This window comes from Lysobacter sp. P5_B9, assembly GCF_054049835.1.
The window spans coordinates 301,696-326,985 of the sequence record NZ_JBFULP010000004.1 but is presented as its reverse complement, the minus strand read 5'-3'; the positions used below and the strand labels follow the sequence as shown (position 1 = coordinate 326,985).

Below are 25,290 nucleotides of genomic sequence, written 5' to 3'. Positions count from 1 at the left end.
TTCATGGCGTAATCAGGCGGGCGACATCGCCCCAAGGCAGAACGAAGTGGCAGCAAAGCGTGGCAAGTCGCAGGCGCGACGCAGTGGCGGCAACGGCAACACCATTCCCGGCTGGGCCTGGCTGGTACTCGGCGTCCTGCTGACGATGGTCGTGGTCATCGTCGCGCCGAAGTACCTGAAGTCCGATGGCGACGGCTTCTTCCGGCCGCGGCCCAATCCTGACGCGCAGCCCGTGGCGGTTGCGGAGGACGAAGACGCAGTGGCCCCCGAGGGCGATTTGCCGGCGCCGAAGTCCGCGAAGGACAAGGACGCGAAGAAGGACGGCGAGGACTACGACTTCTACACCCTGCTCCCCGGCAAGGAAGTGCCGCTGAGCGACGCCGAAATCGCCGCCACCGAACGCGCCGAGGCCCGGCGCGAAGCCGAGCGCCAGAAACAGGCACAAGCCACCCCGGACACTACCGCCCAGAACCCGCTGCCGCAGCCGGTCGACGATGGCGAGGCCCCGTCGGCCCCGGTGCAACCGCCGAAGCAGGTGGCCGCGGCCACGCCGGCAACGGGCGCCCAAGCCACGGCCGCGACGCCGGCAACGACGCCGGCGCGGGCTTCGGTGGTCTCCGTCGATGACAACACCCGCTATCTGCTGCAGGCCGGCGCCTTCCAGGCATCGGGCCAGGCCGAGGAACTCAAGGCGAAGATCGCCCTGCTCGGCCTCGGCGCCCGCGTCGAATCCGCCGACATCAAGGGCAATACGGTTTTTCGCGTACGCATGGGGCCGTATGGCACCGCGGGCGACCTCGCCGAGGCCAAGCGCAAGCTGTCCGCTGGTGGTTTGCAGGCGCTGGCGATCAAGGTGAAGTAATCACGCGCGCCGGATCGGCGCGCACGACGACTGGGGAACAGCAATGACGCGGACCGCATTGATCACCGGCGCCACGTCGGGCTTCGGCGCCGCCGCCGCCCGCCGCTTTGTCGCCGCAGGCTGGCGCGTGATCGCCACCGGTCGCCGCGCCGACCGCCTGCAGGCACTGATCGACGAACTGGGCGCCGGCCAGGTCCATGGCGCGGCATTCGACATCTGCGATGCGAATGCGATGAATGCCGCGCTGGACGCGCTGCCCGAGGATTTTCGCGGCATCGACCTGCTGGTCAACAACGCCGGCCTCGCCCAAGGCACCTCGCCGGCGCAGGGCGCGCGCCTCGACGACTGGCAGCGCATGATCGATACCAACATCACCGGGCTGGTGACCCTGACCCGGCGCGTGCTGCCGACGCTGATCGAACGCCGCGGCGCGATCGTCAACATCAGCTCGACGGCGGCGACGTACCCCTACACCGGCGGCAACGTGTATGGCGGCACCAAGGCCTTCGTCAGCCAGTTCTCGCTCGGCCTGCGCTCCGACCTGCACGGCACCGGCGTGCGCGTGACCGCGCTGGAGCCGGGCATGGCGGAAACCGAATTCACCCTGGTGCGCACGCATGGCGACCAGTCCGCCTCGGACGCGCTGTACAAGGGGGCACGGCCGATGACGGCACAGGACATCGCCGACACGATCTTCTGGATCGCGACGCTGCCGCCGCACCTCAACATCAACCGGCTGGAGATGATGCCGGTGAGTCAGTCGTTCGCCGGCTTCCAGGTCGCCCGCGACGCCTGATCGCGCGCAGGATCCAGGTCCTGCGCCACGTTCCATTCGTACACCATCACCCGCGACGATCCGGTCAAATGCACCGGATCGCTGAAGGCGATCGCCTGCGCCTCGTCGAGGCTGGCGGCACGGACGAGGTACGCGCCGCCGCTGCGGTCTGCGAATGGCCCCGACAGTTCCAACTGTCCGCGCGCGCGCAACTGATCCAGGTGCAGGCAGTGCGGCACCAGCACGGAGGGGTCGAACTGCGCCGTGCGCAGCGTGAGCACCAGATAGCGTTTCATGGCCACGCTTTCCGTCACGCGAGCGGTTCGTCGCTGAGGTAGGTGTACGCGGTCAACCCCGCCTCCAGCGCGGCATTCATGCGCTCGGCCTCGTCTGCCGCCAGGTGCGCTTCGGCGACCTTGCCGCGATACGCCGCGCGCAGGTCGGCCAGCTTGTAACCGACGTAATCGAGCATCACATCGGCGGTATCGCCGCGGCGCTGCTGGCTCATCGCATAGCCGTTGCCGTCGATGTGCACCTCGATCGCGTCGGTGTCGCCGAAAAGGTTGTGGATGTCGCCGAGGATCTCCTGGTACGCGCCCACCAGGAAGAAGCCCAGGCGGTACGACTCGCCGTGCTTCATTTCGTGCAGCGGCAGCGAGCTGTCGAGGCCCTCGGTCTCGACGTAGGTGTCGATCATCCCGTCGGAGTCGCAGGTCATGTCGGCGATCACGCCGCGGCGCGTCGGCGCTTCGTCCAGGCGTTCGATCGGCGCGATCGGGAACACCTGGTCGATCGCCCAAACGTCCGGCATCGATTCGAACACGCTGAAGTTGACGAAGTACTTGTCGACCAGGCGGTCGTTGAGTTCGTCGAGCAGGTCGCGGTGGCTCTTCTCGTCGTAGGTCAGGCGCGCGCGCACGGCATGCGCGATCGCGTAGAACAGGTCGTCGATGCGGGCGCGATGGGTGAGGTCGATCTGGCCCAGCGCATACAGCGACTGGCCTTCGCTGTGGTGGTGCTGCGCTTCGTGGAACAGCTCGATCGCCGGGCGCTGGTCGATCTCGCCGTGGATCTCGCGCAGGTGGCGGATCACCGCCGGTTCGTCGTCGTGCTGGTCGGGCACGCGGCCTTCCGGCGCCTGCTCGACCTCGCTGACATTCGCCACCAGCACCGCGTGGTGCGCGGTCATCGCGCGGCCACACTCGGTGATGATGCGCGGCGGCGGCAGCGCGTATTCCTCGCAGGCTTCCGCCAGCGGCTGGACGATGCTCGAGGCGTACTGGTTCACGCCGTAGTTGATCGAGCAGTAGCTGCGCGAGCGCGTGCCTTCGTAATCGATGCCGAGGCCGCCGCCGACGTCCATGTAGCGCACCTTGGCGCCGAGCACGGACAGTTCGACGAAGTAGCGCGTCGCCTCGCGCATGCCGTTGGCGATGTCGCGCACGTTGGAGATCTGCGAACCCATGTGGAAATGCAGCAGGCCCAGGCAATCCTCGAGGCCCGCGTCGCGGAGCTGCTTCCACAGGTCGAGCACCTGGCGCGGCGAGAGCCCGAACTTGGCCTTGTCGCCGCCGCTGTTCTGCCATTTGCCGGCGCCGAGCGAGGCCAGGCGCATGCGCACGCCCAGGCCCGGCTTGACCCCGAGCGCGCGCGCTTCCTCGATGATCAGCGGCAGCTCGGAGGGCTTCTCGACCACGATGAAGGTCTCGAGCCCGAGCTTGCGGCCGATCAGGGCGAGGCGGATGTATTCGCGGTCCTTGTAGCCGTTGCATACGATCAGGCCGCCCGGCCGCGACAGTGCCAGCACAGCCATCAGCTCGGGCTTGCTGCCAGCCTCCAGGCCAAAGCCCTCGCCATGGTGCGAAGCCAGCGTGCCGGCCACGCCCGCGTGCTGGTTGACCTTGATCGGATACACCGCGGTGTAGCCGCCGGCGTAGTCCCAGTCGCCCATCGCCTGCGAGAACGCAGCCTGCAGCTTGCGCAGGCGGTCGCCGAGGATGTCGGGGAAACGCACCAACAGCGGCAGCTTGGCGCCCTGCGCCTTGGCCTTGTCGATCACGTCCGGCAGCGGGATCGACGGCCCCTGTGGTCCGCGTGGCGCCACGGTGATGCGGCCCTGCGCGTCGACATCGAAGTAACCCTCCGACCAGTGCGGAATCGAATAGGTCTTGCGGGCGTGGTCGAGCGACCAGGCGGTCATCGGCGTACTTCCTTCGGCGAAAAATGGGGGCGAACAGGTGTGGATCGGGGGCGAACAGGCGCGCATTCTAACGCGCGCCGCCATCAGCCCTCAGACGCCGCTTCGCTGTGCCGCCGCCGGCCCGCGACTCGCCCAAAGCCCCGACTTCGCCGGCGCCGCGCCCGCGGCTGGGAATGCCAAGCCGCAACGCGGTTCGTCCAGGCTGGCGCGGCTTGGGCCGTAACCAGACCCTTGGTCGACGTCCGTTACAATCCGCGCCCCCCACTGATTTGCCCTGATCTGGAGCCGACGATGACCGACACCACCTGGCACTACGAGAACTTCGAGCGCGCCGGCTCGGCCATCGGTTACCGGATCACCAGGAAGCTGGACGAGGTGCAGTCGCCGTTCCAGTTCATCGAGATCTACGAGAGCACCGACTGGGGCAACCTGATGCTCATCGACGGCGCGATGATGCTCACCACGCGCGACAACTTCCTCTACCACGAGATGATGTCGCACCCGGCGCTGTTCACCCACGCCAGCCCGAAGCACGTCGTCATCATCGGTGGCGGCGACTGCGGCACGCTGCGCGAGGTGCTCAAGCACAAGGGCGTCGAGAAGGCCGTGCAATGCGACATCGACGAGCAGGTCACGCGCATGGCCGAGAAGTGGTTTCCCGAACTGTGCGATTCCAACCACGATCCGCGCGCCGAACTGCTGTTCGACGACGGCATCGCCTACATGGCCAACTGCGCCCCCGGCAGCGTCGACATCGTCATCGTCGACTCCACCGATCCGGTCGGTCCGGCCGAGGGCCTGTTCAACAAGGCCTTCTACGAATCCTGCTTCCGCGCGCTCAGGGACGACGGCATCCTCGTGCAGCAGTCCGAATCGCCGCTGGTGCTGCTCGACCTGATCCAGGAGATGCGCGGCGAGATGGGCAAGGCCGGCTTCACCACGTTCAAGACCCTGCCGTTCCCGCAGCCGTGCTATCCCACCGGCTGGTGGAGCGCGACGCTGGCGAGGAAGTCCGGCGGTTTCGAGTTCCGCGAGGCCGATGCCGCCGCCAAGGGCTTCGAGACGAAGTACTACAGCGCCGGCATCCACCACGGCGCCCTGGTCGCGCCGCCCTTCGTCGCCGCCGCGCTGGGCGACTAAGCCGTAGCATCGCGACGCACGGCAGCGGAATGGCGCCGTGCGTCTCGGGACCCCGCCCGGGGCTGTGTTACGTTGGCCCCAGGACGGGTGTCCACGTGCACGCTGTCTGCGCTCGATCCGGGGGGATGTCTTGCGCCTATTGGGATTCACTTTGCTGGCCATGCTGGGCTGGTGCGTCGCTGCGGACGCGCCGGCGCAGCCGGCTGCGCCCGGCCCTTCGTCCGATCTCGCGGCGTTCGGTTCGTCGCCGGACGCCGGCCAGTTCGACCGCCTGATCGAGCAGGTCGAACGGGGCGACCTCATCGTGTCCGGTCCGCAACGAGTCCGCGAGGTGGTGCGACGCCTCGATGCCCTGCGTCCCAGGGACGACCCCCACCGCGAGCTGCGCCTGCGCGGCTTCCGCTGCGACTACGACGACCTCGGCCAACCCGCCGTGGGGCTCGCCTTTGCCCGTGCCGCCATGGCCGATGCGGTGCGGCTGCGGGATGTCGGTGGACAGATCCGCTTCGGCCTGTGCGAAGCCAACTACATCGATGGCTCCGGGCAGACCTCGCAATCGATTACGGTGGTGGAAAGCGCCCTCGCGCTTGCCCGCAAACACAACGACCCGCGCCTGCTGGCGCAGACCCTGGCCCATCGTGGCAGCCTGCGCTCGCTGCTGGGACAGCAGGCGGCAGCGCTGACCGATTTCCTCGAAGCCCAGCGCGTGTACGCCGGCGCCGGCCTGCGCAAGGAAGCCGAAGCCGGCCTGGGCGACATCGCCTCCGCCTATCGCCGCATGGGCGACCACGCCAAGGCAATGGAATACCTGCGCCAGAGCATGGCTTTCGCCGAACGCCAGGGCGACCCCGGCCTGCAGTCGGTGGCACTGCTGCAGATCGCGTTCCTGCACCAGGACCTCGGCCGCTACGACGAGGCCCTGGAGGTATTGCGGCGCGCGATCGACGTCGCGGCCGGGCACGGGCTGGAATACGAGGTGGCCGCCGCCCATCTGGCGATGGCGTCGGCGCTGGTGAAGAAAGGCGACTTCAGCGGTGCGGAAACCGCGCTCGCCACTGCGCGCATCAGCTTCGAACGCCTCGGCGACCGCTCCAACGAAGCGATGCTGCAGTTGCTCGAGGGCATGGTCCTCGCCGGTCGCGGCGACGACGTCCAGGCGCTCGATCACTACGACCGCGCCACGCGCGCGTTCGATGCCGATCCAAACCTGCGTTACCAGGTCGACCTCTACGCCGCGCGCGCGCTCAGCCACGAGGCGCTGGGCGATTACCGCGCCGCGATGGACGACCTCAAGCTCGAACGCACCGGGCGCCGCAAGCTCTATGACGACGCGCGTACGCAGCAGTCATTGTTGCTGCAATACCAGTTCGATACCGCGCGCCGCGACCTTGAAAACGCGCGCCTGCAGGCGGAGCGGCGCAGCCAGCAGCAGCGCCTGAAGGTCGTCGAACGCGCCAACCGCTGGCAGCTCGTGGCCCTCACCAGCAGCGGCCTGCTGATGGTGCTGCTGCTGGCGCTGTTCCTGCGCCAGTGGCGCAACATGCGCCAGATCAATCGGCTGGCGCTCACCGATGCGCTCACCGGCGTGGCCAACCGGCGCCACATAGAAGTTGCCGCGGAGCAGGCGGTGACGCATGCCCGCAGCAGCAGCGAACCGATGGCGGTGATCACCTTCGACCTCGACTGGTTCAAGCGCATCAACGACGGCCACGGCCACGCCGGCGGCGACCAGGTGCTGGTGCGCGTTGCGCGCGCCTGCGAAGCCGTGCTGCGGCAGAACGACCTGCTCGGCCGCATCGGCGGCGAGGAGTTCATCGTGCTGCTGCCCAGCACGTCCCCCGATGCCGCGCTGCTCGTGGCCGAGCGCCTGCGCGACAGCGTGCATCGCCTCGACCTGTCGGACATCGCCGAGAACCTTGGCGTCACCATCAGCCTGGGCCTGGCCATGTTGCGCACGCAGGACGACGGCGTGCACGACGTGATCGACCGCGCCGACGCGGCGCTGTACCGGGCGAAGGAAGCCGGGCGCAATCGCGTGGCGGTCGAGTCCTGAGCGACCCACTGTCGCGCGCCCTTGGCAGCCCGCGCACCCCGGGAGAATCGGTCGCGGCGGCATCGCCCACTTCACGGCGCTCATCCGTGCGGCCGTCCCCGATAAAGGAGGGAACCATGCTCACTGGAAAGGCGCCGTGTTGCTGGCCGTTGCATTGGCATTCCCCGCCCATGCCGCAGAGCCGAGCCCTCCAGGAGAGGAATGCTGGAAGGCCACCTTCACGGAACAGCTGAGCGGTCCGGTGCGCGAACTGCGCACCTCCGGCGGCACCTCCGGCTACATCAACAGCTACGACGGCGATTTCAAATGGATCGGAAAGCCCACTGCCACGACGATCGCGTCGGAGTACGTGTTCTGTTTCAGTGATTCGCTCGACAGCGGCGGCAAGCTGCTCGTCAACGGCAAGTGGATCGCGCTCGACCGGATCGGTTCGATCCGGAGGCCGCCGGTCGCCTTCGAGGGTGCGATGTCGAGCTACACCTCCACCCGCCACGTCCGCGACTACCCGGCTCTCTACGGAATCTTCAGCACCCCGGGCAAGCCCGATAGCAGCCTGGAAATCCAGCTGGATCCGCTGCGCGGGACCGCCACCGTCGCAGCGGGCAGCAGGGCCAACGGAAAACGCACGGTCAGCTACATGAGCGGAACGGCCGTGCGTACTACTCCGCCCTAAAGCGCGTCGCCGTCCATCTCGCCGGTGCGGATGCGCACCACGCGGTCCAAGTCCCACAGGAAGATCTTGCCGTCGCCGATCTTGCCGGTGCCGGCGGCCTTCATGATGGCCTCGACCACGGCATCGGCCTGGTCGTCGGTCACCGCTACTTCGAGCTTGATCTTGGGCAGGAAGTCGACGACGTATTCGGCACCGCGGTACAGCTCGGTATGGCCCTTCTGGCGGCCGAAGCCCTTGACCTCGGTGGCGGTGATGCCCGCGACGCCGGCTTCGGCCAGCGCTTCGCGCACGTCGTCGAGCTTGAACGGCTTGATCACCGCCATGACCATCTTCATCGCATTGTCTCCGTGGCTGCGCACGCAGGATAAGCCGCGTGGCGATGTGGAGCGAGCGCGACATGAGGCGTGCCGGCGCGACTGTGACCGGCAGGCCGGGGCCGCCCTACAATGGCGCAGATCGGATTTTCCCCACCCCACGACGCGGCACGTCCCGACTGCGCCGCTTCGGTCCGGGCTCCAAGCTGGGCCCATTCCCGGAGGAGCCACGCCCATGATCGACCTCAACCACCTCGACGACCTCGCCCGCCGCCTGAGCGCACTGGTACCGCCCGGCATGCGTGAGGGCCGCGAAGAGCTGCAGCAGAGCTTCAAGGCGGTGCTGCAGTCGGGCCTGACCAGGCTCGACCTGGTCACCCGCGAGGAATTCGAAGTGCAGCGCGCGGTACTGCTGCGCACGCGCGAGAAACTCGAGGGACTGCAACGCACCCTGGCCGAGCTGGAAGCCCGGCTGGACGACGGTTCGAACACGTCCGCTCCCCGCCACTGAATCCGCGCCATGAACCTGGCACTCGTGCACAGCCGTGCGCGAACGGGCGTGCGTGCGCCCGCAGTCCGCGTCGAGGTGCACCTGTCCGGCGGACTGCCGCGCTTTTCCCTGGTCGGCCTGCCCGAGGCGGCGGTGCGCGAAGCCAAGGATCGCGTGCGTGCCGCCATCAGCTGCGCGCAATACGAATTCCCGGCGCGGGTGATCACCGTCAACCTCGCGCCCGCCGACCTGCCCAAGGACGGGGGCCGGTTCGACCTGTCCATCGCGCTCGGGATCCTCGCCGCGAGCGGGCAGATTCCGTTGGAGGCCCTGGGCGAATATGAATTCCTCGGCGAACTCGGCCTCACCGGGGAGTTGCGCGCGGTCGATGGCGTGCTGCCCGCCGCGCTCGCCACCGCGCAGGCCGGACGCCGGCTGATCGTGCCCGAGGGCAACGGCCCCGAAGCCGCGCTGGCTTCGCGGGTGGAGGTCCGGACCGCGCGCACCCTGCTCGAGGTCTGCGCGATGCTTGCTGGCCACAAGCAGCTGCCGCTGGCGCAAGCGCTTCCGGTGCAACGCATCCCGGCGGTCGACCTCGCCGATGTGCGCGGGCAGGCGCATGCGCGCCGCGCCCTGGAAGTCGCCGCGGCCGGCGGTCACCATCTCCTGCTGATCGGGCCGCCCGGCTGCGGCAAGACACTGCTGGCTTCGCGCCTGCCCGGCCTGCTGCCCGATGCGAGTGAAGACGAAGCACTCGAAACCGCGGCAATCGCCTCCGTCAGTGGCCGTGGCCTCGATCCATCGCGCTGGCGCGAGCGGCCCTTCCGCGCGCCGCACCATACCGCCAGTGCGGTTGCCCTGGTCGGCGGTGGTGGCGAGCCGCGTCCTGGAGAAATTTCTCTCGCCCACCATGGCGTGCTGTTCCTGGACGAACTGCCCGAATGGGACCGGCGCGCGCTCGAAGTGCTTCGGGAACCGCTGGAGTCCGGTGTCGTCACCATTTCGCGGGCCGCGCGGCAGAGCGAGTTCCCCGCCCGGTTCCAGCTCGTCGCCGCGATGAACCCCTGCCCCTGCGGCTGGGCCGGTGACGCCAGTGGCCGCTGCCGGTGCAATCCCGACGCCGTACGCCGCTACCGCGGGCGCATTTCCGGTCCGTTGCTGGATCGCATCGACATGCACGTCGAGGTGCCGCGACTGCCGCCGACGGAGCTGCGCCCGGACGCCCCCGCCGGGGAATCCAGTGCCGACGTCCGTGCCCGCGTGCTGGGTGCGCGCGCCCTGCAGCACTCCCGCGCCGGCAAGACCAACGCGCGGCTGGGCCAGTCCGAGATCATGGCGACCTGCCGCCTGTCAGCCCAGGATCAGTCGCTGCTTGAGCGCGCCGTCGATGCGCTGCAGCTGTCCGCGCGTTCCATCCACCGCATCCTGCGCGTGGCGCGGACGATCGCGGACCTCGACGATCGCTCGCAGATCCTCACTGCGCATTTGACCGAAGCGCTGGCTTACCGGCGCGCGGATCGGGGAGCGGACGCGCGCGCGGCGTAGCGGACGCGTCGGACCCGACAATGCTTGCCGCGGGTATCAGCCGCCGCCGCAACCGGGCGGAACGCAGACCCTGCCCTTCTCCAGGAAATCACGCGCACCTTCCCGTGCCTCGCGCATTTCGGCCTGGGTGCCGCAGCGGGTCTTCTTCATCGTCGTCCCGCTGACCCGCTCCCGCCAGCACACGTTCTGATTGTTGCTGGCCGCGCGGGTGTTGACGATCTCGGCGTTGATGCGCTCAAGCGCGTTCTCGAGGCGGATCTTTTCTTCCATGGACAGGTCGTCCAGCCGGCTCTTGCCTTCGGACACCGCGAAGACCTCGATCTGGGCCTTGCGCACGATGGTGTTCTGGCGCGGCGTGAGGCCGTCGATGCCGCCGTCGTCCAGGTCGGCCTTCAGTGCCTGCTGTTGCTTGAGGATCATCTGCAACCCATCGTCTTCCGCGGTCGACGCGGGCTGGGCCAGGGCGACGCTTGTGGCAACGAACAGGGCCAGGGCAAGCAGAGTTCTACGCATTGCGGATCTCCGGAAGTGGCGGCGGGAGAGATCAGCGGATGCCTGAGAGTTGGCATCGCCGTGCCGGCCCGACACTACTCCCGGCCCACGCCCCTGGGCAATACGAATACGCCATACGAAAAGGGCGGCCCGGAGGCCGCCCTTGGATTCCATCAATAACCAAGATGCTGATCGAGCATTCGGCGGCGCGCTTCTTCCTTCATCCGCGCCTCATCAGCCGCGGTACGGCACACGCGGGTGAAGCGGGTGCTGCCGATGACCTTTTCGCGATGGCAGATCATCTGCCCGCCGTCCTCGTTGTTGATGGCGGCCTCGATCCATTCGAGCGTGTTGAAGACTTCAAGACGCTGGTCTTCGCTGAGCTCGTCGGCGGTCTGCTTGTCACCCAGCACGCTCAGCAATGAGGCCTGCTTCGTCAGGATGGTCGTCCGCGTATCGGCGGACAGGGACGCATAGCGACCGGTGCGCGCCATCAGGCCATCCCGGATTTCTGCCTGCTGCGTGCGAACGGCATTCAAGTCCAACACCTTGGTGGCGAACGCGGCAGGTGCGGATACGACAAGGATCAACGCAAGGGCCATCATGGCGAAGGACTTGGAAATGCGCATTGCTTACGGCTCGTGGGTGGCCTGAGGGAAGGCGGACCATACCGTGCGGTTTGTCCCGGTGTCGACTGCCAAAAGACACGGCAAAAGCGTTCTGTCTGCCCGGTCGCATTCAGGCAGTCGGTGAGGCCTCCGCTGGCACCCACACGACTCCGGCGGGATCGAGTTCGGCGGTGGCCATTTGCTCTGCACGCCAACCGAAACCACAGATCGCCAGCGCCCCTTGGCTGATGGGGTCCAGGCCGAAAGCCTGCTCCAGCTCCTGCTCGTTGATCGCGCCGGTAATGAAGGCGCCCAGGCCGGCTTCGGTGGCTGCCAGGTACAGGGTCTGGGAGATGTGGCCGGCCTCCAGGGCGACAACGCGGTAGCCCTTGGCATGCTGGCGGTATTTCCAGAAGGTGCGGTCGAAGCGTGGGGACAGCAGGACGACGACGTGGGCATCGGCAAACCAGTGCTGCTGCGCGACCATGTCCTGCACGAACCGGCGCAGGCCGCCGTTGTCCCATGTGCGACCTTCGGGGATCGGCAACGGCTCCAGTGCGTGCTCGACCGACTGGTAGTGATACAGCCCGGGGGCGACGCCCTCGACGTGCTGCACGACCAGGTAGCACTCCATCGGATGCAAACCACCACCGGACGGCACGCTCTTCTTCAGGAATACGGTGTCCTCATTCACCCGCACTTCCGCCTGCGCGGCGAACACGCGCTGCAGCACCTGTGCGAACAGGTCGAACGGCAGCGGTCGCGACGGATCGAAGTTGCGGCAGGTGGCACGACGGGCCAGCAGGCGGTCGAAGTCGGTAGGCGCGCTGCGCGGCAGGTTGAGGCGGGCGGCAGGGTCGGCGCGGGTGGCGGCTTCCACCGGTGGCGCGCCGAGCACTGCGCGCATCTGCACGGCCGTCTCGGTGCCGCTATCGCGCGTGTTCGCCACGGCGTCGACGCCGGTCCAGCGCGTGAAAGCATGCAGCGTCGCCGCCAGCGGATGCCAATGCACATTCCGTAGCGCGTCGTCGCGCTCGCGCCAATGCGCATGCTCGGCCGCATCGCTGACGAGCAGCCCTTCGGCCAGCAATCGCTGCAGAGCCGCGGCCGGGTGCCTCGCCAGCGTCGCGGCCTCCACCCATTGGCTGGAGCCCAATGCGCCGAGCACTTCGCGTTCGTCCGCATCGATCTCCAGTTCCTCGCCACGATGCGGTGCGAGTGCCAGCCAACGCAGGGTACGGCGCAAGCCATCGCCGCCCGAGAGCAGYACGTCGAGATCGAAGCGGGCCTCTTCGCGTGCTTCGAGGAAGACGATGGCGCAGCGGCGGATTTGCATTCCCGACTCCGGTTGGCAGGCCTGGCATTGTGCGGCGTATGCGCTCTTTGGGGGCAGCACGAACGCGAAGCGGCAACGGTGCGCAGCCGAGCGTGCCTGGTTGTTCCGCAATCGCGTCAGGGATAGATTCGCTGCGGACCGGTCCGCTCTCGGGCCGGATAGGGGAATGCCAATGACCGGGAAAATCACCACCGCTCCGCTCGACGCCGAGCTTGCCGATCGCCTGCTCGACCTGCTCAGCACGGATGATCTGTTCCGCGAGCGCTTCCAGCGCGACCACCTGGCCGCCCTGCAATCCATCGGCTATGAATCACCCAGCCCGGGACTGATGACCGCGTGCGGTGCGGTGCCGGTGGCGCAGCCCGAGGCATTCCGCGACTGCAAGGTGACCGAGCTGGCGCCCAAGGACGCCATCGCCGCGGCCCGCGACGAGATTCGCACCATGCTGCTGCGGGGCCTGAACCAGACCACGCCGAAGCTCGACGTGGGCAACGCGGGCGGGCATTACCGGCTCAAATAAGCGGACTGCTGCGACGCCGGCCACAGGCGGTTGAATGCCGCCAGCCGGCGGGCCGCTGCTTCCGGGCTGCCGCTGGCTTGCAGCAGCTCCGCTTCGCGCCTGATCGCGAGGGTGGAGTCGGCAACGTTCAGCGCCTGCAGGCAATGGCCGCACTCCAGTTCGACATACGCCAGGCCACGCCGCTGCTGCAGCCAGCGTGCCTGGGCGACGGCTTCGGCATTACGGCCCTGGGCGGCAAGCGCCTCCATCAGTTCGACGTGCGTCTGGTAGCGCTCGCGCCCGGTCAGGAACGGCTTCAACAGTTCGACGGCCTCGTCCGCATCCCCGGCCCGGCGCGCGTGCCCGGCGCGGATCACGGCGGCCAGTTCCGCCACCTGCGGCAAGGCCATCAGTTCCGGTCGCGACTGCAGCGCCGCCAGGACCCTGTCCGATTCATCGGGCGCGCCGAGCCGCTGTGACACCAGCACCGCAGCCAGCGCCAGCATGGCGTCTTCCTTGGCGTCCGCCGATAACGGCAGCTGCAATGCCGACAGCGCCTTGCCGATGGCAAGCCCGGCCTGCTTCCGCGCCGAGGCGGCGTCGCCCGCCATCCAGTCGGCAACGGCAAGGGGCAGCACGAGGTAGCGGCTGTCCACCGCGCCCGCCTGCGCGAGGCCCAGCGCCCTGCGCGCCGCCGCCTGCGCGTCCGGCCAGCGCGCCTGATCGATCGCGAGGCTGGTGCGCTCGATGTACGCGGAGGAATTGTCGGCCTCGAGGCGCGTCTCGTACCGGCGCGCCGCGGCGAAGTCCCGGCGCGCCGCGGCGGTGGACACCAGCCGGCGCATGCTGCCGCCACCACTGCTCGCGAACGAACGCTTGAACGCCGCTTCCGCCTGCGCGTACTGCTCCATGCCCAGGTGGGCGCGGCCCACCGAATCGAATTCCTGTCCTTGCAGCGCGTTCTGCGGGATYGCCGCCGCCAACGCATGTCCCAGCGCTTCCTGGAAACGGTTGTCGATGTACAGCCAGGTCGACGCGTTGCCGCGCCCCGGCAGGTAGTCCGGGTAGAGGCGGGCGAGCTCCACCCACTTCGCAGTGGTCTGCGCCGGCGCATCGAACTCGGAGACCCAGGCGTCGAGGTACAGCTGTTCGCGCGGGGTCAGGTGCGCGCGCAAGGCCTGCGCGCGGCGCAGGGCCGGCATGGCGCGCGTGGCGTTTTCCTGGCTGTAGTGGACGCGCACCTGGCCCACCCACGCCAGCGCAAACTGTGGATCGAGTTCGGTGGCGCGCTGGAACAGCTGCAGCGCTTCGGGGTAGTTGAAGCGGGCCTGTTCCTTCTGCGCCAGCGCATACGCACGCAGTGCATCCAGGTTCTTCGAGGTGACGTCGGGCAGTGGCGCGGAATCGCGCTCGATCGACTGCACCGCTTCGCCGAGCTTGCCGCGCAGGGACGCGGTGACCTTGTCGATCGAGCCGAGCGCGGAATCGAAGCCGCGCCCGTCGGCTGATTCCGCGTACACCGTGGTCTGCGTATGCGGATCGATGACTTCGGCGCTCACCCGCACGCGTCCGCCGACTTCGGCCACGGTTGGGAGGATCACCGCGCGCGCACCATCGCGGATCGCGATTTCCGAGGCGATCGCACGGTCGAGCACGGTGCCGGGCGCGCGCTGCATGCGGCCCAGGGTGTCGCGCGCCTTGAGGTCGCTGAGTACGTTGACGTAGCGCGACTGCTCCAGGCTGATGCGGAAGGCCTGCTCGAGCGAATCGTCGAACGTGCTCTGGCCGGTGAGGTTGCGCAGGTCGCCGACAACGACCCAGTCGCGCTGGTTGAAGGCGATGGCGGGTTCGGGCCTGGTGATGAACCACAGGCCGAGTGCGCCGCCGGCGAGCAGCAACACTTCGGCGGCCAATGCCGCCGGACGCCGCCACAGCGGAATGTCGCGCCAGGCTTTCGGCGTGTTGGCGGGTGCGCGCAGCGGCGCGATACCCGGCTCGCCCACTTCGAAGATCTGCTGGGCCTCGGGTACGCCCTTGAAACGCCAGCGGCCCCACGATTTCCACGCCAGGTGTTGGCCGCGTTCGCCGAGTTCGCGCGCGGCGCGGTGCGCCAGCGGCTCGGCAACGGCGGAGAGCAGGATCTGCCCGGGGCGTGCCATCGCCATCAGGCGCGCGGCCATAGGTTTGGCCAGTCCTTCCACTTCCAGCGGCTTGGCGCCAACGCTCACGGCTTCGGGACTGTTTCGCCAGGTCAGCACTTCGCCGACATGCAGGCCGACGCGGGCGCGCAGGTCGATGTCGCGCTCGTTGCCCAGTTGGATCAGGCCGCGTGAGTAATCGAGGGCGAAGCCGAGGCCGTCGATGGGGCGTTCGAACAACAGCAACATGCCGTCGGAACGATCGATCAGGCGACCGCGCCACTGCTGCTGCAGTTGCAGGACGAGGCGGTCGTGGGCGCGGAACAGATCGCTGGCCGGCGTGTCACCGAGGCGTTCTACCAGGCCGGTGGAATCGACGAGATCGGTCAGCAGCAGCGTGCGCAGCTGCGGCGCGTTGTCGGACGGGCGCGGTGTCGGCTCGGGAGTCGGATCGAACGTTTGCACCGCGGTATCCATGCGCTTCAATCCTTTCAAGCTGCAGCGAAGGCGTCGTCCTGCCATTCCACGCGATTGCCGCCCAGGCGCTTGGCGCGGTACAGCGCCATGTCGGCCTGCGCGTACCAGTCGTTCCAGTCGCGTTCGCCATCGAGCAGGCAGGCCCCGATGCTGACGGTGGAGATCAGCGGTACCTGGCCAGGCTCTGCGTGGCGCGGCACCTGCTGCAGTCCACGCGTGGTGGTGACGATGAAATCGGCGAAGCTGAGCACGGCGTCGCGGCTGTCGGCACTGACCAGTAAACAGAACTCGTCGCCGCCGAGGCGGCAGGCGATGTCGCCATCGCCGACCACGGAACGCAGGATGTTGGCGACGCTCTGCAGCACGCGATCGCCGACGAGATGGCCGTGTTCGTCGTTGACCTGCTTGAAGCGATCGCAGTCGACCAGCACCAGCCCCAAGCCCTTGAGCGAGCCGGTGCGGCGGCGTTCGGCCAGATGCTGGGCGAGGCCGCGGCGGTTGTGCAGGCCAGTCAGTTCGTCGGTGCGGATCAGCGCTTCGGTCTGGTTGAGCTGGTGCGCGGTCGCGCGCAGCGAATCCAGCGCGGACTGCAGGTCCTGGTTGCGGCGGCGCAGGCGCCGGATCAGGCCTTGCTCGTTGAGCACGACGCGCATGATCGCGCGGCGCAGGAAATGGGAGACCAGGCCGGGATCGCTGTCGACCAGGCGCTGGAATTCCTCATGGCGCAGTTCGATCAGTTCGCCATCGGTGCTGGCGACGGCATCGGCGCTGCGGGCGTGGTCGCCGATCAGCAGGCCGAGTTCGCCGAAGAATTCCAGCGGGCCCAGGCGCTTGGCGATCAGGTCGTCGCCGAAGTCGAGATCGATCGCGCCGGAAGCGATCACGTACATGGTGGTGCCCAGGTCGCCGCGGCGGAACAGCGTTTCGCCTGCGTAGCAGCGGCGCGGGCGGCCGACCTGCGCAAACAGGGCGTTTTCGGCAGGCGTCAGCGCCGCGGTCACCGTATCGGGTGCCAAGGTCGGCGTACCGGTTTCCTGCGGCGTGTGAGCCGAGGTTCTGCGCTTCATCCACACAATCCGGGGCCTGCGGAGGGATCGAGAATATCACCCGCTCCCCCCTACTACGCGGGCTGGCGAAGCCCACGGCCAATGCGTTCGCGACGTGCGGACCCCATGCAGGCCGTGCGGCAGGCACACGACAGTGCCTGCCACGGTGCCATCCCGCGGCGGCCCGGGTTCAGGCCGCCTTCTGCTCGTGGAACTGTTCTTCCTCGGTCGAGCCCTTCAGCGCGGTGGTGGAGGACTGGCCGTTCTGGATCACCTGGGTGACGGCGTCGAAGTAGCCGGTGCCGACTTCACGCTGGTGTTTGACGGCGGTGAAGCCCTTTTCGGCGGCAGCGAATTCAGCTTCCTGCAGGTCGACGAACGCGCTCATCTGCCGGCGCGCATAGCCGTGGGCGAGATTGAACATGCCGTAGTTGAGACTGTGGAAGCCGGCCAGGGTGATGAACTGGAATTTGTAACCGTAGCTCGCCAGTTCCGTCTGGAACCGCGCGATCGTTGCGTCATCGAGGTTCTTCTTCCAGTTGAAGCTGGGCGAGCAGTTGTAGGCCAGCAGCTTGCCCGGGTACTTCGCATGGATCGCCTCGGCGAACTTGCGCGCGAATTCCAGATCCGGCTTGCCGGTCTCGCACCACACCAGGTCGGCGTACGGCGCGTAGGCGAGGCCGCGGCTGACTGCCTGGTCGAGGCCGTTGCGCGTCTTGTAGAAGCCTTCCACGGTGCGCTCTCCGGTGACGAACGGTGCATCGTTGGGATCGATGTCGGAGGTCACCAGGTCGGCGGCCTCGGCATCGGTGCGCGCGACGATCAGGGTCGGCACACCCATCACGTCGGCGGCGAGGCGCGCGGCGACCAGCTTCTCCACCGCTTCGCGCGTGGGCACCAGCACCTTGCCACCCATGTGGCCGCACTTCTTGACCGAGGCGAGCTGGTCCTCGAAGTGCACGCCGGACGCGCCGGCTTCGATCATGCCCTTCATCAGCTCGAACGCATTGAGCACGCCACCGAACCCTGCCTCGGCATCGGCCACGATCGGCTGCAGGAAGTCGATGTCGCCACCGCCTTCGGCGCACTGGATCTGGTCGGCACGCAGCAGGGTGTTGTTGATGCGGCGCACGACCTGCGGCACGGAGTTGGCCGGATACAGCGACTGGTCGGGATACATTTCGCCGGCGATGTTGGCGTCGGCCGCGACCTGCCAGCCGGACAGATAGATCGCCTTCAGGCCGGCCTTGACCTGCTGCATCGCCTGGTTGCCGGTGAGCGCACCCAGCGCATTGACGTAGTCCTGCGTGTGCAGCGAATGCCACAACTTTTCCGCACCAAGCCTGGCGAGCGAGTGCTCGACCGGCACGGTGCCGCGCAGGCGCACCACGTCGTCGGCGCAATAGGGACGGGTGACGCCCGCCCAGCGCGGGTTGGTCTGCCAGTCGTGGCGGAGTTGGGCGGCGGTGGCGTGCGTGCTCATGGCGATGTCCCTCGATGGTTCCTGTAGCGCGTGGTGGGTAGGAGTGGTGGTGGAGCAACGGATCATTCGAGCCGCGCGTACGCGGGCAGGGTCAGGAACTCTTCAAGCGTGTCGGCGTTGGTGAGGCGGTCGAGCATTCCGATCGCTTCGTTGATGCGGCTGCCGCCGGGCAGCGTGCTGCGGTCGCCGAGCTTGCCCGGCAGGTTGATCAGGGCGCGCTCGAACAGGGCGAAATCGAGTTCGCTGCCATCGTCGAGGTGGAGTGCGCGCTCATCGGCGCGATGCAGCCATTGCCACAGCTGGGTGCGCGCGATCTCGGCGGTCGCGGCGTCTTCCATCAGCCAGTGGATCGGCACGCAGCCGTTGCCGTCGAGCCATGCGGCGAGGTAGCGCACGCAGACCTCGACGTTGTTCTCGAAGCCGGCACGCGTGATCGAGCCGATGCTGGGCCGGATCAGGTCGTCGCGGGTCACGACCACGTCCTCGCGGCGCACGTGGTGCTGGTTCGCGGCGGGCATGCGTTCGTCGAAGATTTCGCGCGCCAGTGGAATCAGCGCGGGATGCGCGACCCAGGTGCCGTCGTGTCCGGCCGTGACTTCGCGCAACTTGTCCGCGCGCACCTTGGCCAGGGCGGCTTCGTTCGCGGCGTCGTCGCCGCTGATCGGGATCTGCGCGGCCATGCCGCCCATGGCGTGCGCGCCGCGCCGATGGCAGGTCTGGACCAGCAGCTCGGAGTACGCGCGCAGGAACGGCTGCGTCATCGTGACCTGGCCGCGCTCGGGCAGGACCCGGTTGCCATGCATGCGGAACGTCTTGATGTACGAGAACACGTAATCCCAACGTCCGCAGTTGAGGCCGGCGATGCGGCCGCGCAGCGCGTGCAGGATCTCGTCCATCTCGAACACCGCCGGCAGCGTCTCGATCAGCACGGTGACCTTGAGCTGGCCGTCGGGCAGGCCGAGCCCGGCTTCGATATGGGCGAGCACGTCGTCCCACAGCTGCGCCTCCTCCATCGACTGCAGCTTGGGCAGGTAGAAGTACGGGCCGCGATCCTTGGCGGCGAGCGTGTGCGCGTTGTGGAAGGCGAACAGGCCCAGATCGAACAGCGATGCCGACATGGGCTGGGCATCGACCCGGACGTGCTTTTCGTCGAGGTGCCAGCCGCGCGGACGGACCAGCAGCACGGCCTGCTGCGCGTACGGCTTCAATGCGTAGCGCTTGCCGGGTACGCCGTCGGCGGCGGGGGCAATGAACTCGAGCGTGCCCGCGATCGCCTCGCGCAGTGCGCGCTGGCCGATGAGCAGGTTGGCCCAGGTCGGCGCGGTGGAGTCCTCGAAGTCGGCCATGTAGCAGCTCGCGCCGGAATTGAGCGCGTTGATGACCATCTTCGGATCGGTCGGGCCGGTGATCTCGACGCGGCGGTCGAGCAGTGCGCCCGGCAGCGGGGCCACGCGCCAGTCGGCGGAGCGGATCGCCGCGGTATCGGCGCGGAAGTCGGGCAGGCCGCCGGCGTCGAAAAACGCCTGGCGCTCGCGGCGTGCGGCCAGGCGGGCCTGGCGGGTGACTTCGAAGCGCCGGTGCAGGCCGGCGAGGAAAGCGATGGCGGCGGGGGTGAGCAACTCGCCCTGCCCGGGCTGGTCCGCGATCAGCTCAACGCCGGATTGCGGAGCTGGAGAGGGGAGTGCCGAAGCGGGTTGGGCCGACATCGCGGGGTCCAGTGATACGGGCCCTGACCATGCGGCAGCGTGTGGTATAAGGCAAACTAGATTTTTCAATACATATCATTTGCCCAACTAATAATTTCACCTTCAGTGGACATCAAGCCGCCCCCTGCCCCCCGCTTTGCCTACAAGGGCGATCGCCTCAAGCCGCTGCGGGCCTTCTGCCAGACCGCTCGGCTCGGCTCGATTTCGCGCGCGGCCGAAGCCCTGTTCCTCAGCCAGCCCGCCGTGACCCTGCAGCTGCAGGCGCTGGAGCGCGATCTCGGCACCCGCCTGCTCGAGCGCAGCGGCCGCCGCATCAGCCTGACCCGCGAGGGCCAGGAGCTGTACGAGCTGGCCCGCCCTCTGGTCGAAGGCCTGGACGGGTTGGACGCCACCTTCCGCCAGCGCGTGCAGGGCCTGGACGCCGGCGAACTCAACGTCGCGGCAGGCAGCTCGACCATCCTCTACCTGCTGCCGAAGATCATCGAAGCCTTCAAGGCGCAGCACCCCGACATCCGCCTGCGCCTGCACAACGTCACCGGCGCGGGCGGACTGGAGCTGCTGCGTTCGGACGCGGTCGACCTGGCGGTGGGTTCGATGCTCGACGTACCGGCCGACCTCGACTACGCCCCGGTCTACCGCTTCGAACCGATGCTGATCACGCCACGCAACCATCGCCTGGCGAGCAAACCCGAACTGGAACTGTCCGACCTCTCGCCCTACGGCCTGATCCTGCCGCCACAGCGCCTGACCACCTACCGCCTGGTCGACCTGGTATTCCAGCAGAACCGCGTGCCCTACACCGTGGCGCTGGAAGTCGGCGGCTGGGAAGTGATCAAGCAGTACGTGGCGATGGGCATGGGCATCAGCATCGTCACCGCGATCTGCCTCTCCGAGAGCGATCGCGAGCGCCTCGCGGCGCGCTCGCTGGCGAAGTATTTCCCCTCGCGCAGCTACGGCGTGGTGGTGCGCAAGGGCCGGTTCCTGTCGCCGCAGGCACGCGCCTTTACCGAACTGATCAAGCCGGCCCTGTTCGAACGCAGCGACTACTACGCGACCGGACAGTCAGAGCGCTAGCGGACGGTCGGCGCCAGGCGGGTTGCGGCCCCGCGCCTCACACGTCGTGCAACTTGCCCTTGGAGACGCCGCGGTACCACTCGCGGATGCGGGCGAGGTCGTTGGCCATGTCATCGCCCAGGGTGAAGGCCGGGCCGATGCCGATGACCTTGTGCCCGTAGTGGAAGTACGCCGGCAACACCGGCACGCCGGCGGCCTTGGCGATCTTCCAGAAGCCGGTCTTCCAGCGTTCCACCGGCTTGCGCGTGCCCTCGGGGGCGAGGCCGTACCAGAACTTGTCGGCGCGCCGGATCATCGCCGCGGACTGCTCGACCACGCCGTGCGCGGCGCTGCGATCAACCGGGATGACGCCGAGGCGGCGCAGGAGCAGCCCCATCACCGGCACCTTGAACAGCGAGTCCTTGCCGAGGATCTTGATGTCCAGCCCCAGTGCCAGCTTCGCCCCCAGGCCCCAGATCCCGTCCCAGTTCGACGAATGCGGCGCGCCGATCAGCACCAGCTTGGGCAGGTTCGGGAACTCGCCGACCATGCGCCACCCGCCCAGCCGCAGCAGGGTCAGGCCCAGCCAGCGGGTGAAGGCGTTGGGCTTTACCCGCGGCGCATTGGGCGGCAGCGGCAAAACGGTTTGTCGCTTGTCGTCGTCGCTCATCTGCCCTGCCGGTTTCCCCGTGTGCGCCGGGCGCCGCGGGAACGTCAGTCCCAGTTCCGGCGGGTGCGGTCGCGCTTGATCGTACTGCGTTCGCGTTTGTCGTCGAGCCGTCGCTTCTTCGCTGCGCGGCTCGGCCTGGTGGCGATTCTAGGCACGGGTGCGTGCAGGCCGGAAGCGATGAAGGCCGCCAGGCGGTCGCGCGCGTCCTCGCGGTTGCGGTCCTGGGTTCGGAAGCGTTGCGCGTTGAGCACCAGCACGCCCGCGTCGGTGACGCGGCGGTCGCGCTTGGCCAGCAGGCGTTCGCGCACGGCCTCGGGCAGCGACGGCGACTGCGCGATGTCGAAGCGCAACTCGACGGCGGTGGCGACCTTGTTGACGTTCTGGCCGCCGGGACCGGACGAGCGCACGAAACGTTCGACCAGTTCGTCGTCGGCAATGGCCACGATGGCGGAGATCTGCAGCATGCGCGGATTGTAGGGCGCCGCGACAAACAACCAGCCGCGGCGCAGTCAATCGCGCCGCAGCGCGTGATACGAGTCGGCGTGCGGGATCCGCGGCAGACTCCAATCGCGCCGCCGCGCGCGGTACGACCCGGCGTCCGGCATCGACGCCCCGATCACTCCTCGATGTCGAACAAAGCAAGCGCCTTGGCGAACTCGGCGTCCACCGGCGCGTCCACCGTGATGCGCTCGCCGGTGCGCGGATGGGTGAATCCAAGGCGGCATGCATGCAGCAGCATGCGGTGCACGCCGAGCATGCGGAAGTTGCGGTTGTGGCGACCGTCGCCGTGGCTGGTGTCGCCGACCAGATGGTGGAACACGTGCTTGAGGTGGCGGCGGATCTGGCGGAAACGTCCGGTTTCCGGCTGCGCCAGCAGCAGGGCGTAGCGCGAGGTCGCGAAGTCCTGCGATGGCAGCGCGACCTCGCACGTTGCCAGGCGGGTGAAGCGGGTGATGGCGGGCTTCTTCTGTGGCTTGCCGGGGCCACCATCGAGCGGGTGGTCGACGACGAAGTTTTCTTCCGGCCAGCCGCGGCATACCGCCCAGTAGTGCTTGTCCACCCCGCGCGACATCAGCACCTGCCCCAGTTGCGAGGCCGTGTCGCGATCGAACGCGAGCAGCAGGCAACCGCTGGTCGCGCGATCGAGGCGGTGGACGAGGAAGATCGGGCGGCCCAGCTGCTCGCGCAGGCGGTCGGCGAGGAAGTCGGATTCGCCGCCGGCGAGCTTGCTGTCGTGGACCATCAGCCCCGCGGGCTTGTTGACCACGGCGAGCGCGTCGTCGATGTGGAGCAGCTGCAGCGTGGCGGCCGGCTCCGGCGATGGCGGCATCGGCTCCATGGCAGGACGCGCTTGGTCAGCCGCGCCGCGGCCACGCCGCGCGTAGCGCCCACAGTCCGCCGACGGCGGCGATCCACGCGAATGCGGGCACGCCGAGCAGGCGCGGACCGCCGGCTTCCAGCGCATACAGCAGGGACGCGACGATCAGCAGCCCGGTGCCGAAGATGGCCGCGATCGTGCGCCGCTGCGCACTCTGCAGCGCGCGGGTCAGCGCGCGCAGATCGTGTGACTGCATGTTCAGTGCATGCTTGCCCTCGACCTGCTGCTGCAACCACAGGTGCAGCAGGCGCGGCATCTCCGGCGCATGCGTCACGAACTCGGGCAGGCGCTTGCGGAATTCGCCGGCCAGGCGCTGCGGGCTGTAGCGCTCGACCAGGATCTTCTGCAGTACCGGTTGCGCCACCGCCCAGATGTCGATCTTCGGATCGAGCTGGCGGCCCAGGCCCTCGATGTTGAGCAGGGTCTTCTGCAGCAGGATCAGCTGCGGCTGCAGGGTGAGTTCGTAGCGCTGCGCGGTGCGGAACAGCTTGACCAGTACCTCGGCCAGCGAGATCTCCGACAGCGGCCGGGTGAAGTACGGCTCGCACACGGCGCGCGCGGCGGCTTCGAGCTCGTCGATGCGGATGTGCGAGGGCATCCAGCCGGCCTGCACGTGCAGCTCGGCGATGCGGCGGTAGTCGCGGTTGAAGATCGCCATGAAGTTCTCCGCGAGGTAGTACTGATCCTCGTCGGAGAGCTGGCCCATGATGCCGAAGTCGAGCGCGATGAAGCGCGGATTCGCCTTGCGCGCAGGGTCGCTGTCGACCCAGATGTTGCCGGCGTGCGCGTCGGCGTGGAAGAAGTTGTCGCGGAACACCTGCGTGTAGAACACGCCCACGCCCTTGGCGGCGAGTGCGTGGCGATCGATTCCGGCCGCATCCAGCGCAACGATGTCGTCGGACGGGATGCCGCGCACGCGCTCCAGGGTAAGTACGCGGTCGACGGTATGCGACCAGATCACCTCCGGCACGTACAGGTCGTCGCTGCTCGCCCAGAAGCGGCGCAGCACGCTGGCGTTGCCACCCTCGCGCTGCAGGTCGAGCTCGGCGGCGAGCGTGTTCTCGATCTCCGCGACGATCTCTTTCGGACGGATCTTGTCGGCGGCCGGATGGGTGCGCTCGACCACGCCGGCGACCGCGTTGAGCAGCGCGATGTCGGCGGCGATCTTCTTCTCGATGTCGGGGCGCAGCACCTTGACCACGACCTCGCGCGGCGCCGCGTCGCCCTGTGCGTGCAAGGTGGCGGCGTGCACCTGGGCGATGGAGGCGGACGCCAGCGGCGTGGTGTCGAACGAGGCGAAGGACTCGTCGATGCGCCGCGCCAATGCGGTTTCGACAATGGCGCGCGCGACCTCGCCGTCGAACGGCGCGACGCGATCCTGCAGCAGCGCCAGTTCCTCGGCGATATCGGTCGGCACCAGGTCGCGGCGCGTCGACAGGATCTGTCCGAACTTGACGAAGATCGGACCGAGTTCCTGCAGCGCCATGCGCAGGCGCGCGCCGCGCGCCTGCGCCGCGACTTCCGCCGACGCGCCCGGTACGAACGGTCGCGCGAGTTTCAGCCAGCGTTCGGCCGGGGTGTCGTCGAGCAGGTCGTCGAGGCGGTAGCGCAGCAGCACGCGGCCGATGCGCCAGGCCCGGAAAACCGGCGTCATGCGCGCGGGCTCCCGCTCGGGCCGGTCCTGCTCAGGCGTGCCACGCGCGCGGCGATGCGCTCGACGTCGTCGCGCAGGGTGTCGACGTCGTCGTGGAAGGCGTTGAGCTCGTCGCGGCCGACCACGTCGCGTGATTCCTCGGTGACGTATTCGGCGGCGCTGGTGGCGAAGCTGCCGCCAGCCTCGCGCATCTGGCCCAGGCCGGCGCGCAGGGCGTTGGCGATCTGCACGCCGACGATGTCGCCGAACACCGCGGTGAACGGCTGCTGCCAGTCGGGATCGAAGCGTTCGGCCAGGCGCTGCAGGCGGCGCGCGAGGTCGGCATCGCCCTCGATGCGCAGCTTGCCCACCGGCGGTGCGCTGTCGTTACGGAAGAACGGCAGCTGCGCGATCAGGCCGCCCAGCGTGCTGCGCACCGACAGGTCGGCGTCGGCGCCATCGGCGACCGGCCCCACCTGCAGGCGCTCGCCTGCCACCGTTACCTGCAGGGCGAGCCGGGGTGCGGCGACATGCAGCGCGACGCTGCGGCCATCCAGCGCGCGCAGGCCGTCACGAGTATCGGGGTCGAGCGCCAGCGCACGATTCAGCGTGGCCTCCAGCGTGCGGCCGGCGAGGGGCTTGAGCGAATCGAAGGGGCTGGCGCGTTCGGTCATGCCCGCATTGTAGCTCCCGCGCGCGCGCCGGCCCGCGCGGGAGCG

Annotated in this window: 24 protein-coding genes; 9 read left to right on the top strand and 15 right to left on the bottom strand. The window is 68.4% G+C overall.

Annotated elements, in window-relative coordinates; genetic code table 11:
- The first annotated feature begins 46 nt into the window (after positions 1-46).
- Both ACXJJ9_RS10890 and ACXJJ9_RS10885 read left to right on the top strand, forming a co-directional pair.
- The gene (locus ACXJJ9_RS10890) at positions 47-862 is read left to right on the top strand and encodes an SPOR domain-containing protein (RefSeq protein WP_457097217.1); all 816 of its coding nucleotides are present in this window, start codon (positions 47-49) and stop codon (positions 860-862) included.
- 43 nt (positions 863-905) lie between these two features.
- On the top strand, positions 906-1,658 hold the full coding sequence (locus ACXJJ9_RS10885; RefSeq protein WP_457097193.1) for an SDR family NAD(P)-dependent oxidoreductase: 753 nt from the start codon (positions 906-908) through the stop codon (positions 1,656-1,658).
- On the opposite strand, the gene ACXJJ9_RS10880 is transcribed toward ACXJJ9_RS10885, so the two are convergent.
- A complete protein-coding gene (locus ACXJJ9_RS10880) occupies positions 1,619-1,933 on the bottom strand; it encodes a YciI family protein (protein WP_457097192.1) in 315 nt (104 codons plus the stop codon). The genes ACXJJ9_RS10885 and ACXJJ9_RS10880 overlap by 40 nt on opposite strands.
- A 14-nt stretch (positions 1,934-1,947) precedes the next feature.
- Positions 1,948-3,837, bottom strand: coding sequence for an arginine decarboxylase (gene speA, locus ACXJJ9_RS10875; RefSeq protein ID WP_457097191.1), 1,890 nt, complete (start codon positions 3,835-3,837; stop codon positions 1,948-1,950).
- A gap of 291 nt (positions 3,838-4,128) precedes the next feature.
- On the opposite strand from speA, the gene speE reads away from it, so the two are divergent.
- The 3 genes from speE to ACXJJ9_RS10860 all read left to right on the top strand — a co-directional run bounded on the left by speE (position 4,129) and on the right by ACXJJ9_RS10860 (position 7,703).
- On the top strand, positions 4,129-4,977 hold the full coding sequence (speE, locus tag ACXJJ9_RS10870) for a polyamine aminopropyltransferase (RefSeq protein ID WP_457097190.1): 849 nt from the start codon (positions 4,129-4,131) through the stop codon (positions 4,975-4,977).
- A gap of 130 nt (positions 4,978-5,107) precedes the next feature.
- Positions 5,108-7,030 (top strand): diguanylate cyclase, encoded by a 1,923-nt coding sequence (locus ACXJJ9_RS10865; RefSeq protein ID WP_457097189.1) that lies wholly within the window; start codon positions 5,108-5,110, stop codon positions 7,028-7,030.
- A gap of 136 nt (positions 7,031-7,166) precedes the next feature.
- Positions 7,167-7,703, top strand: a complete 537-nt coding sequence (locus ACXJJ9_RS10860; protein ID WP_457097188.1) for a hypothetical protein — start codon at positions 7,167-7,169, stop codon at positions 7,701-7,703.
- Here ACXJJ9_RS10860 and ACXJJ9_RS10855 read toward each other — a convergent pair.
- Positions 7,700-8,038 (bottom strand): P-II family nitrogen regulator, encoded by a 339-nt coding sequence (locus ACXJJ9_RS10855; protein ID WP_310055055.1) that lies wholly within the window; start codon positions 8,036-8,038, stop codon positions 7,700-7,702. The genes ACXJJ9_RS10860 and ACXJJ9_RS10855 overlap by 4 nt on opposite strands.
- 214 nt (positions 8,039-8,252) lie before the next feature.
- Here ACXJJ9_RS10855 and ubiK point away from each other — a divergent pair, with 214 nt between their 5' ends.
- Both ubiK and ACXJJ9_RS10845 read left to right on the top strand, forming a co-directional pair.
- Positions 8,253-8,528, top strand: coding sequence for a ubiquinone biosynthesis accessory factor UbiK (ubiK, locus tag ACXJJ9_RS10850; RefSeq protein WP_457097187.1), 276 nt, complete (start codon positions 8,253-8,255; stop codon positions 8,526-8,528).
- 9 nt (positions 8,529-8,537) lie between these two features.
- The gene (locus ACXJJ9_RS10845) at positions 8,538-10,052 is read left to right on the top strand and encodes a YifB family Mg chelatase-like AAA ATPase (protein WP_457097186.1); all 1,515 of its coding nucleotides are present in this window, start codon (positions 8,538-8,540) and stop codon (positions 10,050-10,052) included.
- Positions 10,053-10,088: 36 nt separating this feature from the next.
- Here the strand turns inward: ACXJJ9_RS10845 and ACXJJ9_RS10840 are convergent, their stop codons facing one another.
- The 3 genes from ACXJJ9_RS10840 to ACXJJ9_RS10830 form a co-directional block, all read right to left on the bottom strand.
- Entirely contained in the window at positions 10,089-10,565 is a 477-nt protein-coding gene (locus ACXJJ9_RS10840) for a hypothetical protein (RefSeq protein ID WP_457097185.1), read from the bottom strand.
- Positions 10,566-10,717: 152 nt separating this feature from the next.
- Positions 10,718-11,173, bottom strand: a complete 456-nt coding sequence (locus ACXJJ9_RS10835) for a hypothetical protein (RefSeq protein ID WP_457097184.1) — start codon at positions 11,171-11,173, stop codon at positions 10,718-10,720.
- Positions 11,174-11,282: 109 nt separating this feature from the next.
- Positions 11,283-12,488, bottom strand: coding sequence for a putative peptide maturation dehydrogenase (locus ACXJJ9_RS10830; protein ID WP_457097183.1), 1,206 nt, complete (start codon positions 12,486-12,488; stop codon positions 11,283-11,285).
- Between the two features lie 172 nt (positions 12,489-12,660).
- On the opposite strand from ACXJJ9_RS10830, the gene ACXJJ9_RS10825 reads away from it, so the two are divergent.
- Complete coding sequence (locus tag ACXJJ9_RS10825; protein WP_457097182.1) at positions 12,661-13,008, top strand: NHLP-related RiPP peptide; 348 nt, start codon at positions 12,661-12,663, stop codon at positions 13,006-13,008.
- Here the strand turns inward: ACXJJ9_RS10825 and ACXJJ9_RS10820 are convergent.
- The 4 genes from ACXJJ9_RS10820 to aceB all read right to left on the bottom strand — a co-directional run bounded on the left by ACXJJ9_RS10820 (position 12,993) and on the right by aceB (position 19,837).
- Positions 12,993-15,602 carry a putative peptide modification system cyclase gene (locus tag ACXJJ9_RS10820; RefSeq protein ID WP_457097181.1) on the bottom strand — a complete coding sequence of 870 codons (2,610 nt, stop codon included), beginning with the start codon at positions 15,600-15,602 and terminating at the stop codon, positions 12,993-12,995. The genes ACXJJ9_RS10825 and ACXJJ9_RS10820 overlap by 16 nt on opposite strands.
- Positions 15,603-15,616: 14 nt before the next feature.
- Complete coding sequence (locus ACXJJ9_RS10815; protein ID WP_310055041.1) at positions 15,617-16,669, bottom strand: GGDEF domain-containing protein; 1,053 nt, start codon at positions 16,667-16,669, stop codon at positions 15,617-15,619.
- 169 nt (positions 16,670-16,838) lie between these two features.
- The gene (gene aceA / locus ACXJJ9_RS10810) at positions 16,839-18,131 is read right to left on the bottom strand and encodes an isocitrate lyase (protein WP_457097180.1); all 1,293 of its coding nucleotides are present in this window, start codon (positions 18,129-18,131) and stop codon (positions 16,839-16,841) included.
- A gap of 62 nt (positions 18,132-18,193) precedes the next feature.
- The gene (gene aceB, locus ACXJJ9_RS10805; protein ID WP_457097179.1) at positions 18,194-19,837 is read right to left on the bottom strand and encodes a malate synthase A; all 1,644 of its coding nucleotides are present in this window, start codon (positions 19,835-19,837) and stop codon (positions 18,194-18,196) included.
- Between the two features lie 105 nt (positions 19,838-19,942).
- On the opposite strand from aceB, the gene ACXJJ9_RS10800 reads away from it, so the two are divergent.
- A complete protein-coding gene (locus ACXJJ9_RS10800) occupies positions 19,943-20,911 on the top strand; it encodes a LysR family transcriptional regulator (RefSeq protein ID WP_457097178.1) in 969 nt (322 codons plus the stop codon).
- Between the two features lie 37 nt (positions 20,912-20,948).
- Here ACXJJ9_RS10800 and ACXJJ9_RS10795 read toward each other — a convergent pair whose 3' ends face one another.
- The 5 genes from ACXJJ9_RS10795 to ACXJJ9_RS10775 form a co-directional block, all read right to left on the bottom strand.
- Positions 20,949-21,560, bottom strand: a complete 612-nt coding sequence (locus tag ACXJJ9_RS10795) for a lysophospholipid acyltransferase family protein (protein ID WP_457097177.1) — start codon at positions 21,558-21,560, stop codon at positions 20,949-20,951.
- A 44-nt stretch (positions 21,561-21,604) separates the two neighbouring features.
- A complete protein-coding gene (arfB, locus tag ACXJJ9_RS10790) occupies positions 21,605-22,024 on the bottom strand; it encodes an alternative ribosome rescue aminoacyl-tRNA hydrolase ArfB (RefSeq protein ID WP_457097176.1) in 420 nt (139 codons plus the stop codon).
- A 152-nt stretch (positions 22,025-22,176) separates the two neighbouring features.
- Entirely contained in the window at positions 22,177-22,899 is a 723-nt protein-coding gene (locus ACXJJ9_RS10785; RefSeq protein ID WP_457097175.1) for a pseudouridine synthase, read from the bottom strand.
- Between the two features lie 16 nt (positions 22,900-22,915).
- Positions 22,916-24,592, bottom strand: coding sequence for a ubiquinone biosynthesis regulatory protein kinase UbiB (ubiB, locus tag ACXJJ9_RS10780; RefSeq protein ID WP_457097174.1), 1,677 nt, complete (start codon positions 24,590-24,592; stop codon positions 22,916-22,918).
- On the bottom strand, positions 24,589-25,245 hold the full coding sequence (locus ACXJJ9_RS10775) for a ubiquinone biosynthesis accessory factor UbiJ (RefSeq protein WP_457097173.1): 657 nt from the start codon (positions 25,243-25,245) through the stop codon (positions 24,589-24,591). The genes ubiB and ACXJJ9_RS10775 overlap by 4 nt, the downstream gene beginning before the upstream one ends.
- Positions 25,246-25,290 lie beyond the last annotated feature (45 nt).